Raw genomic sequence first — 14,111 nt, 5'->3', positions numbered from 1 at the left:
TCCATATTGTATGATTTTTTCAGATGTCGAGAATGCATCATCGAACAATCGCAATAATTGTTCCTCTTTTCCGATTATTGATACTTATATATTTGAAATAAAAAAATCGGCAAAATGTACGGCCGCCACAAATAACTTCCCGGCATCCTGCCGGTCAATTCAAATATGCTTTTTTTTGCACGACAACCGATATTTACCGCACGCGGGAATCTATACGGATATGAATTGCTCTTTCGGGATCAGTTTAATCTTACCGCGGCCAATATTCGGAATCAAAGCCAGGCGACCTCGGAAATCATTGTGGACGGCATTGCTTTTGCCTCCAGCCATACCGCGCCCCATGCCAAGGTATTCATAAATATACCTGACGATCTGTTGCGCACCGGGATACCCGAATCCATTTCACCCGGCAGATGCGTTCTCGAAATTCTGGAAACCGTGCCTTGTACCCGGGAGAATGTGGAAGTTCTCCGTCATCTCAAATCCCAAGGTTATACCCTGGCGCTGGATGATTATACCGGGCAGCCGGACATGGAAGGTTTTGTTGAGATTGCCGATATCGTGAAGGTGGACTTGCGGAGCGCCAGCGCGGAACAACTGTCCCAGGTCTCACGGGCGTTACGCCATCGCGGCGTGACCATGCTGGCGGAAAAAGTGGAAAGCTCCGAGGAGGCGCACTGGGCCAGGGAAAACGGCTATGAACTGCTCCAGGGCTTTTACTTCCAGCGGCCCGAACTGATCTCCGCCAAACGGCTGGCGCCCGACGCACATACCAAGCTGCGGGTGCTCTGCTACCTGATGTCGGGAAACGTAAAGCTGCAAAAACTGCAGATGCTTCTTTCCCACAGTCCGCAACTGGCGCTCAGACTGCTCAATTTCGCCAATTCGGTGGCATTTTCCGTCACCACCAGAATAGACTCCATCAAACAGGCCATCGCCTTTATCGGCCTGGACCGGCTGTGCCGCTGGCTTGCGGCCATGCTTATTGCCGACCAGTTCCACACCTCCGACACCGCCCGGGAGCTGACCACGATCTGCATTTTCCGGGCGCATTTTCTGCGCAACACGGCGGCCTTCATCGGCCGCCCGTATGCGGAGCAGCTTTTCGCGCTGGGGCTTTTTTCCACTCTGGACGCCATGTACCATATGTCTTTCGAGGATCTTCTGGCCCGGACCTCGCTGAGCGAGGACGTGAGAAACGCGCTCACCCGAAAAGAAGGCTGCTTTTATCCCTGGCTGAATGCCGTACTCTGCCTTGAGGCGGGCAATGTGGACGAAGCGAGGCGTATCTTCGGCGGATTGGGCGTTCAGCACATGGGCGATGTCGTGAAAATATACAGGGCGGCCATGACCTTGGCCACAAATCTGCACCTGGACGACAAGGCGGATGACGCCCATTATTTCTCCAACTGACACGCTGCGGTAACGGAAGAAGGCCGCACTTGGAGTTGTTTCTAAATTGAGGAGTTTTGCCTTTGCGGCGAGGAAAGCAAGCTTTTTACGAAAAGAGCGTGCTCTCAACGGTACTTGCTTCAACCGTTGTGACGAAGGAGACTACGGATGAAGGCAACAGAAATGACGAAGCCGTAAGGCAAAAAAACCAAGTTAGAAACAGCGCCTAGACTTGGAGGGAGATGCCCGTGCCCCCGGGAGCCAGGGCCGTGGGCATGACGCCGCGCATGGACATGTCGGCATACGCGCCCGCAGCGCGGCGGCGTGTGAGCAGCTCCGCCGGACCGTTCAGCGGGGACGCCCCGGCCGACGCGGCAGCGGCGATGCTTTCCGTGGACGCGTCCGGAGCGCCGGGGTCCACGCCATCAGCGGGAGCAGCGGCGGCAAGAGACTCCGCTCCGGCGGAAACAGGCGCGTCCGGGACGCCGCCGGATGCGGCCGCGCTCCGGCTCTCCTCTGCTTCCTCTTTCCGCTTGTCCCGCTCGGCGCGGGCTTCCTGGGCGGCGGCGCGGGCCGCCACCTGCCGGTCCTGGCCGGAAGGTTCGCCCGGCGCCAGGGCCGCGCGGCGCACCTGTTGCGCCTTTTCCTTGGTGGCCTCCGGGTCGCCCGGCACGGACGAGGCGTCAATGGAAACATGGCCGCCGATGGCGTACTGCCGCCCGTCCGGCCCTTTCTGATAGGTATAGTCGGCCCCGCCGGTCACATGCGCGCCGCCCGCCGCCATATGTGCCCCTTCGTGGGCGCGCACTTCGGCGTCACGCTGTTTCAGCTCGCGCAACTGCTGTTGAGCTTCGGGACTCAGGCTGAGACTGTCCGTCAGGGCCGCGCCGCTCAGCCGCGAACCGTCGCCGTTCTGGTCCGCACGGCCCGGCAGGCTGAACGCGCCCGACTCCCGGCCGCGCTCATCCCTGGCCGCGCCGCCGGAACCGGCGACGGAAGCGGACGGCGCCAACGGCCCCACAGCACGGGCGCTGATGCTTTCCAGAGCTTCGGGCATATTCCTTTTACCTCAGGACGACAAAAACTTCAGACAGGCGGCGCGGCCCATACCGGATGCCGGACACCATACCAGACTACGCTTCTTTTATCGGCAGGACCAGAGGGAAATTTAGGGTTCGCGGCCTGACTCAAACGCAAAAGAATTCGAAGTCCCGCTTACGGCCGCACGGCGCTGACCACAGCCGACATGGTTTCAGCGGGCACGGCCAGTTTCACGGCCGTGAAGCCCGCGAATTCCAGATCCTCCCGCACTTCCTCAAAGGTGTAGACCCTGCCCTCGGCGCAGTGCACCAGCATGTTCAGGCCGAACAGGGTTCCGGCCGCCGGACTGGTCCCGTCCGCGCTCATGATGAAATCGCGCACGGCCACCCTGCCGCCGGGCTTCAGAGCCTGAAGGACGTTGCGGTAGAGCGCGCGGCTTTGCTCCCGCCCGTGCTGGTGGATGATGGCGCTGATCCAGGCCAGATCAAAACCGGAGGGCAGGGCGTCCTGATAAAAATCCCCGGCCTGAAAATGCACCCGGCCCTCCAGGGGCGTGCCCGCGAAACGCCGCCGCGCGGCCTCAATACCCACATGGCGGTCGAAAATCAGGGCTTCGGCCGTGGGCAGGATTTCCAGAAAGGCCTGGGTATAGGTGCCGGACGCGCCGCCCACATCCAGAATCCGGGCCGGGCTCGCGGCGAAATCCAGCACTCCGGCCCGTTGCAGGGCAGCCGCCAGGGGCCCCGCCGTGCGCACGGCTATGGAATTCATGCCCATGATGAAAGAGCGGTCATCCTCTTCCGCGCCGAGAATGCTGGGCCGCCGGGTCTGGGGTCTGCCGTCCCGGACCGTGCGCGCCAGTTCCGCCCAGCCCCGCTGGGCATTGGCCATATGCCGCAGCATGGGCACGTAGGAAAGGGGATGGCGGCTGTCCAGCGCCTCCCGCCAGACCTCGGGCACAGTGTAGACCGCCGGGCCGCCCGCCACGGCGGGCGCGGTTTTCTCCAGGTAGCCCATGCCGGTCAGGGCATCCAGCAGGACAGCCGCGCCGCGCGCGTCCACGCCGCGCTCTTCCGCCAGGGCCAGGGCGCTCATCCGGTTGCCGTTGCGCAGAATGAGCGTGAAAAAATCCAGTTCAGCCGCGGCCGTAAGCGCGCAGGAGCGCTGATAGCCCGTGGCGTCGCGCTGTAATGCGGCAAAGGGGGTTTCGTCCATGCAATCCTCCATAAACTTGCCAGAGCGAATCAAAAAGAGTAGCTCATATAGTTTACTTTTACGCTGAGGTCAGTCCTATGTCGAGTCCTGCCACAGCCTCACCTCCGGCGGAAGGCCTGCGGCGCGCCCTGCCCATTGTGCTGGGCTATGTGCCCGTGGGCTTCGCCTTCGGCGTGCTGGCGGTCAAAAACAATATTCCCCCGTCCCTGGCCGTGGCCATGGCCGTGCTGATGTTTTCCGGCTCGGGCCAGTTCGTCTTCGCCAGTCTCTGGGGCGCGGGCGCTGGCATTCTGTCGGTGATCGCGGCGGTCTTCATCGTCAATCTGCGCTATCTGCTAATGTCCGCCGCCGAATCCCCCTGGCTGGCCCGCCTGCCGCGCGGGCAGCGCTTTCTGCTGGGCCTGGGCCTCACGGACGAAACCTTCGCCGTGCACATCACGGCCCTGCAACGCGGCTGGCCGCTCAACCCCGGCGTCATGTACATCTGCAACAGCACCACCCATCTGGCCTGGGTCATCGGCTGCACCGTGGGCGCCTTCTGCGGCGAACTGGTCAGCGACGTCCGGCCGCTGGGCCTGGATTACGCGCTTACCGCCATGTTTCTGGCCCTGCTGGTGCCCCAGTGCGTGAGCCGCCTGCATGTGCTGGTGGCCCTGTTCACCACGGTCCTGTCCATCGCCCTGAAAGCCGCGGGCATGAGCCAGTGGAATGTGGCCGTGGCCACCGTTCTGGGCGCGAGCCTGGGCGTGCTGCTGCTCTACGCCCGGCGCGGCCCCGGCCTGAACGCGCCCGGCGGCGGGTCGGACAGCGGCGAGACACGTCCCGCGCAACCCGCAACCTCGGAGGTCCGGCCATGAATCCGGGAATGACCGCATGGATCGACGCCCACGGCGCGCTGCTGCTCTGCGTTCTGGGCAGCGTGCTGGTGACCCAGCTGCCCAAGGTGTTGCCCGTGACCTTTCTCAAAGGCGACTGCCTGCCTCCGCTGCTGCGTCACTGGCTCTCCTTTGTGCCGGTGGCGGTCATGGCCGCCCTGGTGGGACCGGACGTGCTCTTCTACGAGGGACGCTTCAACATCGGCACGTCCAACCTCTTTCTGATGGTCTCCCTGCCCGCCCTGCTGGTGGCCTGGTGGGGCAAAAACTACTTCGTGACCATCGCCTTCGGCATCGGCCTGGTGATCCTGGCCCGCTGGCTGGGCTGGTACTGATGGGCACGGCTCCCCGTCCGGCAGCCGCCCCGCCTCCGGCCCTGCGCGGCCGCCGCCGGACAGGGCCTCCCCTGCGGCCGCCGTGTCGCAGCGGCCGTCTGCTGCTGCGTCTCGCGCCGGAGCACGTGGCCCTGTTCCGCTTTCTGCTGGAAGCCTACGACAATTGCGCCTATTTCACCGTGCTGGAACGCCGTCCGGCCCTGCTCAAGCTGGTCTTTTCGCCCCAGCGGGAGCGCGCCGTGCGCCGCGCACTGGCGGAAATGTCCCAAAGCCTGCCCTTCCGCGTGGAGGAATGGCCTCTGCCCGGACTTCCCGACTCCGCCGACACGGCGGCACGGCCCTGACAGGGTAAAAAGACTTTGAGCCGGACGTGTTTTCTGCTATGACTTGTCCGTTACAGGACGGCACGACACGGTTCTGTACCCGTTCCGGCGGCAGGCGTATCCTTTCAGCGGCTTTTACCAAGGCGGAGCCATGCCCTCACTCAAATACAAGCGCGTGCTGCTCAAACTGAGCGGCGAAGCCCTGGCGGGCGAGCAGAAAACCGGCATTGATCCTGAAACCGTGGCCGCCATCTGCGGCGAAATCGGCACCGTGCTCGACATGGGCGTGGAGATGGCGCTGGTCATCGGCGGGGGCAATATTTTTCGCGGGCTTTCGGGCTCGGCCAAGGGCATGGAGCGTTCCTCGGCGGACTACATGGGCATGCTGGCCACGGTGCTCAACGCCCTGGCCGTCCAGGACATGCTGGAAAAGCAGGGCTACCCCACGCGGGTGCTCTCAGCCATCACCATGCAGGAAGTCTGCGAGTCCTTCATCCGCCGCCGTGCTCTGCGCCACCTGGAAAAAGGCCGGGTGGTGATCTGCGCCGCGGGCACGGGCAATCCCTATTTCACCACCGACACCACGGCGGCCCTGCGCGGCATGGAACTGAAATGCGACGCCATCATCAAGGCCACCAAGGTGGACGGCATTTATGACAAGGACCCGGCCAAGCACCGCGACGCCGTGAAATTCGACAGTATCAGCTACGACGAGACGCTCGCGCGCCGTCTGGGCGTCATGGACGCCACGGCTTTCGCCCTGGTGCGCGACAACAATTTGCCCATCATCGTCTGCCGCATGTTCGGCGGGGATATCCGCCGGGCCGTGCTGGGCGAGGCCGTGGGCACCATCGTACAGGAAAATTGAGGGGCGCGCCCGCCGCGCGCAACGGCCCGAACGACCGTTTTCCGCGCGTCCCCGAGTTTTTCATCCACCCAAGGAGTGAGGATTGATGGATATCGACAGCACCCTTCTGGACGCTGAGGACCGCATGGAAAAGGCCCTGGCCGCGCTGGACCGCGACTTCGCCAAACTGCGCACAGGCCGCGCCTCCACCGCCCTGGTGGACGGCATCAAGGCCGACTATTACGGCACGCCCACGCCCATCAGCCAGATGGCCTCGGTGGCCGTGCCCGACAGCCGCACCCTGACCATCCAGCCCTGGGACAAGGGCGGCATCGCGGTGGTGGAAAAGGCCATTCTCAAGTCCGACCTGGGTCTGACCCCGGTCAACGACGGCAAGATCATCCGCATCGTCATTCCGCCGCTTACCGAGGAGCGCCGCAAGGATCTCGTCAAAGTGGCCCGCAAGTACAGCGAAGAGGCCAAGGTGGCCGTGCGCAATGTTCGCCGCGACGCCAACGACGGTCTGAAAAAGCTGGAAAAGGACAAGGAAATCACCGAGGACGAGCTGAAAAAGGCTGTGGACGACGTCCAGAAGCTCACGGACAAGTTCGTGGGCGAGGTGGACAAGAAGTGCGCGGGCAAGGAAAAGGAAATCATGGACATCTAGACAACAGGGGAAGTTTTTCCGTCGGCAAGGAAATCAAGCTTGGGCCGACAGGAGTGGACTCTTCTCGTCCATGACCGGAGGCCCAAGCGAAGATTGACGCCGACGACGGAAAAACTTCCCCTGTTGCCGATGTGGGATGTTCGTTTTTTTACTGCTTGTTGGAGCAGTCCGTATAGGCATTCTTCAATGATTCAAGCTCAAGACATCCCGGACAATCTGCCCGCGCACATCGCCATCATCATGGACGGCAACGGCCGCTGGGCCCAGGCGCGCGGCCTGCCGCGCTCGGCCGGGCACCGCGCCGGAGCCGAAACCGTGCGCAATGTGGTCACGGAATGCCGGGAACTGGGCATCCGCCATCTGACCCTCTACGCCTTTTCCAGCGAAAACTGGAACCGGCCCAAGGCCGAAATCAGCGCCCTGTTCAGCCTGCTGCTGGAATTTCTGCGCCGCGAGGTGCCGCTGATGGAAGAAAAGGGCATCGCTCTCAAGGTGCTGGGTGACCTGGACGGCCTGCCCCTGCCCCAGCGCACGGCCCTGCGCCACGCCATGAGCCGCACGGAAGCCGGGCGGGAAATGACCCTGAACCTGGCCCTCAATTACGGCGGCCGCGCCGAACTGGTGCGCGCCGTGCGGACCTTTCTGCGTGAAAACGCGCGGCCCGAAGACGTCACTGAGGAAAGCCTGGCAGAACGCCTCTATACCGCCGGACAGCCCGATCCGGACCTGCTCATCCGCACCAGCGGCGAGCAGCGCCTGAGCAATTACCTGCTCTACCAGTGCGCCTACAGCGAGCTGTATTTCACGCCCGTGCCCTGGCCCGATTTCGGGGCGGACCAGTTGCGCGAAGCGCTGGCCGTCTATGCCGGGCGCTCGCGCCGCTTCGGCAAAACACAGGAGCAAATCGATGTCTGTTGACCATGCCGTCGACATCCGCCGCATCATTACCGGTCTGGCTCTGGCCGCCGTCCTGCTGCTCGTGCTCTGGCTGCGGGGCTGGCCTCTGCTCTTCGTCATCCTGCTGGTCGCCGCTCTGGGCCTCTGGGAATTCTATTCGCTGTTCTGGGGCCCCACAGAGCGCATCCCCAGCCGGATCTGCGCCATCGCCCTGGGCTGGGGCATGCTCTGCCTGACTTGGCTGAACCGGCCGCAGGACGCCTTGGTCTGCCTGGGCGCGGGCTTTGTGCTGGCGGCCATGACCTTTCTGTTCCGCTGGAACGTGGTGGAGGAGGAAAATCCCTTCTCGGACAGCGGCATTTTCATGGCCGGGCTGGCCTACATTCCCCTGCTGCTGCTGCCGGCCACCTACCTCTCCACAGTCAAGCTGGTCTTCGTGCTCGCCGCCGTGGCCGTGTCCGACACCGCCGCCTATTTCGTGGGCACCCGCTTCGGGCATCACAAACTCTGGCCGCGCGTGAGCCCCAACAAGAGTTCCGAAGGCGCTGTGGGCAGCCTGGTGGCCTGCGTGATCTTCTGCGCCGTGTACGGTGAAATTTACGGCAAGGTGGGCTGGTTCTCCTTTGCCCTGCTGGGCGTGGCGGTCAATGCCTTCGCCCAGGTGGGCGACCTCTTCGAGTCCGCGTTGAAGCGCTCGGTCCACGTCAAGGATTCCGGTTCCCTCCTGCCCGGACACGGCGGCATTCTGGACCGCGCGGACAGCCTGCTGTTCGCCATGCCCATGGTGGCGGTTGTGGACCAGTGGTTTTTCTTCTTCTGAGAAAGGACCCGCGCAACGCGTCTTTTGCCCCCTGAACCGCGTCAGGCGTCCGCTGCGGTTCTGGTCTGTACCGGTTTGCACTATCCCTGAACCGCAGCGGACGCCTTCCTTGTCAGGGAACAAAATCCATCGCCGCGCGGGTCCTTTCTCCCCACGGCGGGTTCACGGAAACAGAAAAATACAATGGCAGAACTCTGGCCGGGCCAAGGCGGCCCGGCGATCGACTACATATCAGGGCCGCCCTCCGGGCGCTGGCAGCATGAGACGCCGCGCGGTCTGGTTATTCTGGGCGCCACCGGTTCCATCGGGCGTAACGCTCTGGCCGTGGTGGAAGCCCGGCCGGACTTTTTCCGTGTGCTGGGTCTGGCCTGCGCCCGCAATGTGACGCGTCTGGCGGCGCAGGCCGAGCGCCACCGCCCGCCCTTTCTGGCCGTTCTGGACGAGGCGGCCGCCGCCGGGCTGGGGGCCCTGCTGCCCTCCGGGTACAGGCCGCGCATTCTGACGGGACGTGAGGGCTACGCGCAACTGGCGGCCCTGCCTGAAGCCTCCACCGTACTTTCGGCGCAGGTGGGCGCGGCCGGACTGGCAGGCACTCTGGCGGCGGCGCTCTCCGGCAAGGTCGTCTGCCTGGCCAACAAGGAATCCCTGGTGTTGGCCGGTGGTCTGGTGCGCGACATCTGCGCCCGCACCGGCGCGGTCATCCTGCCGGTGGATTCCGAGCACAACGCCATTTTTCAATGTCTGGCCGGGCGCGGCCAGGAAGTGGCCGCCCTGGTGCTCACCGCCTCGGGCGGTCCCTTTCGCGGCAAAAGCGCGGCGGAACTGCGCCAGGTCACTGTGGAGCAGGCCCTCAGGCATCCCAACTGGAGCATGGGCGCGAAAATCAGCATTGATTCCGCCACGCTGATGAACAAGGGTCTGGAAGTGGCCGAAGCCTTCCAGCTTTACGGCGTGCCCAGCGAGCGCATCCGCGTGCTGGTGCACCCCCAGTCCGTGGTCCATTCCATGGTGGAACTGGCCGACGGTTCGCTGCTGGCCCAGATGGGCACGGCGGACATGCGCATGGCCATCGCGCACTGTCTGCTCTGGCCGCAGTGCGCGCCCGTGGGCGTGCCGCCGCTGGATCTGGTAGCCGCCGGGCCGCTTTCCTTCCATGAGCCAGATCTGGAGGCCTTTCCCTGTCTCGCTCTGGCCCGCACGGCCCTGGCCCGGCGGGGCGGGCTGTGCGTGGTGATGAACGCGGCCAACGAAGCCGCTGTGGAACTTTTCCTGCAAGGGCATTGCGCGTTCGCGGACATTCCCCGGCTCATCGGCGCGGCTCTGGAGGCCCATGAGGCCACCGCGCCGGGACGCAGCCCCCTCTGCCCGCCCCTGAGCACGCCGGCGGACGCGGCTGATCCCCTTGCCCTTGAACGTGAAGTGCATATCTTGGTGGAGCGCATCGAGCGCCTCGACCATCACAGCCGCGCGCTGGTCCGTGAACTGGCCCGCGGCTGATCGGAGAACATGAGTGCTGACGACCATTATTGCCGTAATCATTGTCCTGGGCGGCCTGATCTTTTTCCATGAGCTGGGACACTTTGCCGTGGCCCGCGCCTTGGGCATGGGCGTATCCACCTTTTCCCTGGGCTTCGGCCCCAAAATCCTCAAATACAAGCGGGGCAAGACCGAATACGCTCTGTCCCTGGTGCCGTTGGGCGGCTATGTGGCACTGGTGGGCGAAAGCGACGAGGCCGACATCCCCGAGGGCTTCAGCAAAGAGGAAAGCTTTGCCCTGCGTCCGGCCTGGCAGCGCCTGCTGGTGGTGGCCGCCGGGCCCACGGCCAATATTGTGCTGGCCTGGCTGCTCTGCTGGGGTCTGGCCTTCGGCTGGGGCACGCCGGTCCTGCTGCCCCAGGTGGGCGCGGTGACTGAAAACAGTCCGGCGGCCAGGGCCGGTCTGCGGCCCGGCGACCGCATCCTGAGCGTTAACGGCCAGACCGTAGAAAGCTGGGAAGCCATGTCCGACGCCATCGCCCGCAGCGACGGCAGACCCATGCGTCTGGAAGTGGAGCGCGTCGCTCCCGGTGCTGCCGTGCAGACCCCTCCCGACGCCGACGACCGGCGCGGCCAGGATTTGACGGCAAACGATAGGCTGGCTCTGGAGCTGACGGCGGAACGCGCCACGCGTAAAACCATTTTCGGCGAAAACGAGACGGCCTGGCTCATCGGCGTGCGGGCGGCGGGCAGTGTGGCGACCCATCCGGAAAGCTTCTGGAACGCGGCCTCGGCGGGCGCGGACCAGACCTGGCGGATGGTCTCCCTGACCTGGCAGAGTTTCGTCAAACTGGCCGAACGGGTGGTGCCCTTGGATCAGGTGGGCGGCCCGATCATGATCGCCCAGATGGTGGGCGAACAGGCCCACCAGGGCCTGGCGGGTCTGCTGGCGCTCACGGCGCTGATCAGCGTCAACCTGGGCATTCTGAACCTGCTGCCCATCCCCATTCTGGACGGCGGGCAGGTGGTCTTCTGCCTGCTGGAAATTCTCTTCCGGCGGCCCGTGAACCGCAAAGTGCAGGAATACGCCATGCGTGTGGGTCTGGCTCTGCTCATCGGCCTGATGCTGCTGGCCACGTTCAACGACGTCTGGCGGCTGCTCAAGAGCTGAACCGCGCGGGAGGGCATATGGACGCGCATTCCACGGGCCTGGAGCTGATTCTTAACGCCGCCGAGGGCGTGTTGCAGATCGCGGTCACGGACAATGAGCGTCTGCTCTGCGCCCAGGAATGGCGCCGGGCCGAGCGGGCCACGGAAATTCTGGCTCCGGCCCTGCGGGATATCTGCGCCGCGCTGGACGTACGTTTGACGGATTTCCGGCGTATCGCCTGCGTGCGCGGCCCCGGCTCGTTCACCGGCATCCGCCTGGTGCTGACCACGGCGGCTGCCCTGCGCCGCACGGGGCACGCCCGGTTGGCCGGGCTGGACTATATGCAGGCCCTGGCCACCAGCGCGGTGCTCCGACGCGCCCTGCTCTACGGCGCGCCGCTCTGGGTGCTGACCCATGCCCGCCGCAATCAGGTCCACTGCCAGCCCTTTGTCGCCTACGGCCCGCAGATTCCGGCCCAGCCGCTGGAAGCCGTGGAGCTCTGCCCGCCTGATGAGGCTTTACGCCGCATTGCCGCGCGGCCGGGCCACGTCTGCGGCAGCGGCCTGATCCGCAACGCCGCGCTCTTCACGCCCGCCCGGACGGGCTCAGGCCCCGCCGGCGCTGCGGAAGCCTGCGTGATGCCGGAACTGACCAACCCGGACATCCCGGCCCTCTGCCTGCTGGCCCGGCACGGGGATTACTTTCCTCAAGACCTGGAGCCGGTCTATGTGCGGTCCTGCGACGCGGTGGACAACCTGCCCCGGCTGGCCGGGCGTCAAGGCCTGGACGGCGGAGAGGCCGTCAGCGCTCTGGACGGTCTGCTGACGCGCACGCCCAAAAGCCAAATCTGATCCCGCTCCCCCTTCTCTCTTCGACATCTCGCCGACATCTGGTACGGAGAGGGTGATGCGGCGTTTTTTCGCCGCGATCCGCGCGTTACACTCATTATATTTTCTAAATATCGCTACAAAATAAAGTGACCAAAAATTATTTTTAATTTATTTCGTTAATATTTCGCCATGCAAACAAAATCGCGCTACGCAGCATATGCCAAAACAGCTCTTTTTCGCAGGCAGGATGCGCAATAAAACGATCATTATATATTCGTTCAGTAAAAATAATATTGTCCGTCACGCGTCTTTACGATACATATCTGCAGGTACTGTCCACACGTACCTCAACATCCTGAAAAATTGCTGTCCGCTCCACGTCAAGCGGGTAAGGCCGCCGTCTTTCGGCGGCTCTTCTCCCGTTGCAACCCAAAAGCGGCAGGGCGGCGGACACCCCGCCAGCCTAAAGGAACGGCGTGATGTTTCTGAAACAGTATCCGCTCCACAGGAGCGCGCTCTGTAACGCGTGCATCGGCCTGCTGCTGCTCGTGATTGTCATAGCTCTGCTCAACGCCATCAACGAGGCCATGTGGCGGTCCACGGAAAGCACCATTCGCAGTCTGACCCAGGCCAGCGGCGAAGCCATCGCCAACGCCGTCCGCCGCGACGTTCAGAGTCTTGAATCCTTCAAGGAAAGCCTGCTGGGCGCGGATGCCGTGGTTCCGGTCGCGGCTGTCAGCCTGATGCAGCGCTACGCGGCCACCAGCCCCTTCAGCCAGGTTGCGATGGTGGACGAATACGGCAGGGGTTATTTCGCCAACGGCGATCCGGCGAACATCAACAACGCCGAAGACTGGCACAATTTCCTCAATGACGCCCCGGTTTCGCGCACCTACCTGGACGCCGGGGGACAGCGTCAGATCACCATGCGGCGGCCGCTCTTCGTCGACGGCCACTACAGAGGCGCCGTCTACGGCAGCCTGCCCCTCAAAACCTACGCTCAGCCCAGCGCCATGGATTTTTTTGACGGCCGGGGCTCGTCCTTTATGGTTTCGGCCTGGAGCGGCGAATATCTGATCGCCTCGCCGGACGCGCGGGAGCAGGACGGCAAAACCGATCTCTACACCGCGCTGGCCGCATCGCCGGAAAACAAACCGGAGCGGATCGCCGCGTTGCGGCAGGCCATGAATGAAGGCAAGAGCGGCAGCGCGGTGATGAACATTCAGGGCCGCCAGACTTATTTGTATTACACGCCCATCTGTCCCGCCAACAATTGGGACATGGTCTCCATAGTCCCGGTAGAAGCCATGCATCAGGCCGCCAATTACGTCAACGCGCTGGTGGCCATCGTCTGTCTCATCATCCTGGCCGGCCTGCTCGTCATGTTTTCCCTGACCCGCCGCCACCGCACTCTGGCCCTGAAAATCAAGGCGCGCCATTACCGCGATTTTCTGTTTCAGACGCTCTCCGGAAGCACGGACAACGTCTTTCTGATCTACAACGCCTCCCGGCGCGCCATGGAATACGTCTTTGAAAATCTGGAGCGGGTGCTCGGCATTCCCATGCGGACCTGTCTTGAAAATCCGGCCGCACTTTTCGAGCATTGCGTCTTCAAGAGCGGATCGCGTCTGCGGGAGGATTTTGAAGCTACGGCCATCCGTGAAGCCCGCAGCGAGGAATGCCGCGTCATCACCCCCGCCACCGGCGAGAACCGCTGGGTCAAATTCGCCGTGACGCCCACCAGCGACGTCGGCGGCCGGACCTATTACGTCCTTTCCCTCACCGACATCACGGAAGAAAAAGCCGTGCGCCGCCTGCTCCGGGATTCGCTGGCCGCGGCCGAGCAGGCCAGCAAGGCCAAAAGCAGCTTCCTTTCCGCCATGTCTCATGACATCCGCACGCCCATGAACGCCATCATCGGCATGACGGCCATCGCCGAACGGCACATCGGCGACCCGAAACGCGTGGAGGACTGCCTGGACAAGATTTCCGTGGCCTCGCGTCTCCTGCTCGGCATCATCAACGAAGTGCTGGACATGTCCAAAATCGAGAGCGGCAAGCTGCTTCTGAGCAATGAACCTTTCAATCTCAACGAACTGGTCCGCAACGCCCTAGATGTAATGTTCCAATAGGTTGTTCACCCTGCCTCAAGCCGGTAAAGCTGGAGTTGACAGACAACAGTAAACCGAGCCGAGGACAGGGTGAACAGCCATAAGAATGCCAAATTGACTGCACGCGGTCGA

The 14,111-nt window shown here is 63.5% G+C and carries 14 protein-coding genes; 12 read left to right on the top strand and 2 right to left on the bottom strand.

Annotation, left to right across the window (positions count from 1 at the left end; genetic code table 11):
* The first annotated feature begins 225 nt into the window (after nucleotides 1–225).
* Nucleotides 226–1,413 carry an EAL and HDOD domain-containing protein gene (locus FYJ44_RS09395; RefSeq protein ID WP_229772641.1) on the top strand — a complete coding sequence of 396 codons (1,188 nt, stop codon included), beginning with the start codon at nucleotides 226–228 and terminating at the stop codon, nucleotides 1,411–1,413.
* A gap of 205 nt (nucleotides 1,414–1,618) precedes the next feature.
* On the opposite strand, the gene FYJ44_RS09390 is transcribed toward FYJ44_RS09395, so the two are convergent.
* Nucleotides 1,619–2,449, bottom strand: coding sequence for a putative metalloprotease CJM1_0395 family protein (locus FYJ44_RS09390; RefSeq protein WP_154511463.1), 831 nt, complete (start codon nucleotides 2,447–2,449; stop codon nucleotides 1,619–1,621).
* Nucleotides 2,450–2,607: 158 nt separating this feature from the next.
* A complete protein-coding gene (locus FYJ44_RS09385) occupies nucleotides 2,608–3,648 on the bottom strand; it encodes a methyltransferase (protein WP_154511461.1) in 1,041 nt (346 codons plus the stop codon).
* A 77-nt stretch (nucleotides 3,649–3,725) separates the two neighbouring features.
* On the opposite strand from FYJ44_RS09385, the gene FYJ44_RS09380 reads away from it, so the two are divergent.
* From FYJ44_RS09380 to FYJ44_RS09330, 11 genes are all read left to right on the top strand, one after another.
* A complete protein-coding gene (locus tag FYJ44_RS09380; RefSeq protein WP_229772640.1) occupies nucleotides 3,726–4,505 on the top strand; it encodes an AzlC family ABC transporter permease in 780 nt (259 codons plus the stop codon).
* On the top strand, nucleotides 4,502–4,858 hold the full coding sequence (locus tag FYJ44_RS09375; RefSeq protein ID WP_229772639.1) for an AzlD domain-containing protein: 357 nt from the start codon (nucleotides 4,502–4,504) through the stop codon (nucleotides 4,856–4,858). Before FYJ44_RS09380 ends, FYJ44_RS09375 begins: the two co-directional genes overlap by 4 nt.
* Nucleotides 4,858–5,202 carry a DUF4911 domain-containing protein gene (locus tag FYJ44_RS09370; protein ID WP_154511459.1) on the top strand — a complete coding sequence of 115 codons (345 nt, stop codon included), beginning with the start codon at nucleotides 4,858–4,860 and terminating at the stop codon, nucleotides 5,200–5,202. The genes FYJ44_RS09375 and FYJ44_RS09370 overlap by 1 nt, the downstream gene beginning before the upstream one ends.
* A 130-nt stretch (nucleotides 5,203–5,332) precedes the next feature.
* Nucleotides 5,333–6,049, top strand: coding sequence for a UMP kinase (gene pyrH, locus FYJ44_RS09365; RefSeq protein ID WP_154511457.1), 717 nt, complete (start codon nucleotides 5,333–5,335; stop codon nucleotides 6,047–6,049).
* A gap of 85 nt (nucleotides 6,050–6,134) precedes the next feature.
* Nucleotides 6,135–6,695, top strand: coding sequence for a ribosome recycling factor (gene frr / locus FYJ44_RS09360; protein ID WP_154511455.1), 561 nt, complete (start codon nucleotides 6,135–6,137; stop codon nucleotides 6,693–6,695).
* A 186-nt stretch (nucleotides 6,696–6,881) separates the two neighbouring features.
* Nucleotides 6,882–7,613 (top strand): undecaprenyl pyrophosphate synthase, encoded by a 732-nt coding sequence (locus FYJ44_RS09355; protein WP_154511453.1) that lies wholly within the window; start codon nucleotides 6,882–6,884, stop codon nucleotides 7,611–7,613.
* Nucleotides 7,603–8,412: a phosphatidate cytidylyltransferase gene (locus tag FYJ44_RS09350; protein WP_154511451.1), complete on the top strand. Its 810-nt coding sequence runs from the start codon at nucleotides 7,603–7,605 to the stop codon at nucleotides 8,410–8,412. Before FYJ44_RS09355 ends, FYJ44_RS09350 begins: the two co-directional genes overlap by 11 nt.
* Nucleotides 8,413–8,595: 183 nt before the next feature.
* Nucleotides 8,596–9,909, top strand: coding sequence for a 1-deoxy-D-xylulose-5-phosphate reductoisomerase (gene dxr, locus FYJ44_RS09345; RefSeq protein WP_154511449.1), 1,314 nt, complete (start codon nucleotides 8,596–8,598; stop codon nucleotides 9,907–9,909).
* A 13-nt stretch (nucleotides 9,910–9,922) separates the two neighbouring features.
* Nucleotides 9,923–11,059, top strand: a complete 1,137-nt coding sequence (gene rseP, locus FYJ44_RS09340) for an RIP metalloprotease RseP (protein ID WP_288230097.1) — start codon at nucleotides 9,923–9,925, stop codon at nucleotides 11,057–11,059.
* 17 nt (nucleotides 11,060–11,076) lie between these two features.
* Nucleotides 11,077–11,889, top strand: a complete 813-nt coding sequence (gene tsaB, locus FYJ44_RS09335; protein WP_154511447.1) for a tRNA (adenosine(37)-N6)-threonylcarbamoyltransferase complex dimerization subunit type 1 TsaB — start codon at nucleotides 11,077–11,079, stop codon at nucleotides 11,887–11,889.
* 458 nt (nucleotides 11,890–12,347) lie between these two features.
* The gene (locus tag FYJ44_RS09330; protein WP_229772638.1) at nucleotides 12,348–14,000 is read left to right on the top strand and encodes a sensor histidine kinase; all 1,653 of its coding nucleotides are present in this window, start codon (nucleotides 12,348–12,350) and stop codon (nucleotides 13,998–14,000) included.
* Nucleotides 14,001–14,111 lie beyond the last annotated feature (111 nt).

It is taken from the genome of Desulfovibrio porci (genome assembly GCF_009696265.1).
GTDB classification, from domain to species: Bacteria; Desulfobacterota; Desulfovibrionia; order Desulfovibrionales; family Desulfovibrionaceae; genus Desulfovibrio; species Desulfovibrio porci.
The sequence above is the reverse complement of the archived record's forward strand: the minus strand, read 5'-3'. Positions and strand labels throughout refer to the sequence as shown.

Bases quoted from the DNA above. Each gene is read 5' to 3' on its own strand.
- FYJ44_RS09390 (WP_154511463.1), bottom strand. From the start codon at position 2,449: ATGCCCGAAGCTCTGGAAAGCATCAGCGCCCGTGCTGTGGGGCCGTTG.
- FYJ44_RS09385 (WP_154511461.1), bottom strand. From the start codon at position 3,648: ATGGACGAAACCCCCTTTGCCGCATTACAGCGCGACGCCACGGGCTAT.
- FYJ44_RS09380 (WP_229772640.1), top strand. From the start codon at position 3,726: ATGTCGAGTCCTGCCACAGCCTCACCTCCGGCGGAAGGCCTGCGGCGC.
- FYJ44_RS09375 (WP_229772639.1), top strand. From the start codon at position 4,502: ATGAATCCGGGAATGACCGCATGGATCGACGCCCACGGCGCGCTGCTG.
- FYJ44_RS09370 (WP_154511459.1), top strand. From the start codon at position 4,858: ATGGGCACGGCTCCCCGTCCGGCAGCCGCCCCGCCTCCGGCCCTGCGC.
- pyrH (WP_154511457.1), top strand. From the start codon at position 5,333: ATGCCCTCACTCAAATACAAGCGCGTGCTGCTCAAACTGAGCGGCGAA.
- frr (WP_154511455.1), top strand. From the start codon at position 6,135: ATGGATATCGACAGCACCCTTCTGGACGCTGAGGACCGCATGGAAAAG.
- FYJ44_RS09355 (WP_154511453.1), top strand. From the start codon at position 6,882: ATGATTCAAGCTCAAGACATCCCGGACAATCTGCCCGCGCACATCGCC.
- FYJ44_RS09350 (WP_154511451.1), top strand. From the start codon at position 7,603: ATGTCTGTTGACCATGCCGTCGACATCCGCCGCATCATTACCGGTCTG.
- dxr (WP_154511449.1), top strand. From the start codon at position 8,596: ATGGCAGAACTCTGGCCGGGCCAAGGCGGCCCGGCGATCGACTACATA.
- tsaB (WP_154511447.1), top strand. From the start codon at position 11,077: ATGGACGCGCATTCCACGGGCCTGGAGCTGATTCTTAACGCCGCCGAG.
- FYJ44_RS09330 (WP_229772638.1), top strand. From the start codon at position 12,348: ATGTTTCTGAAACAGTATCCGCTCCACAGGAGCGCGCTCTGTAACGCG.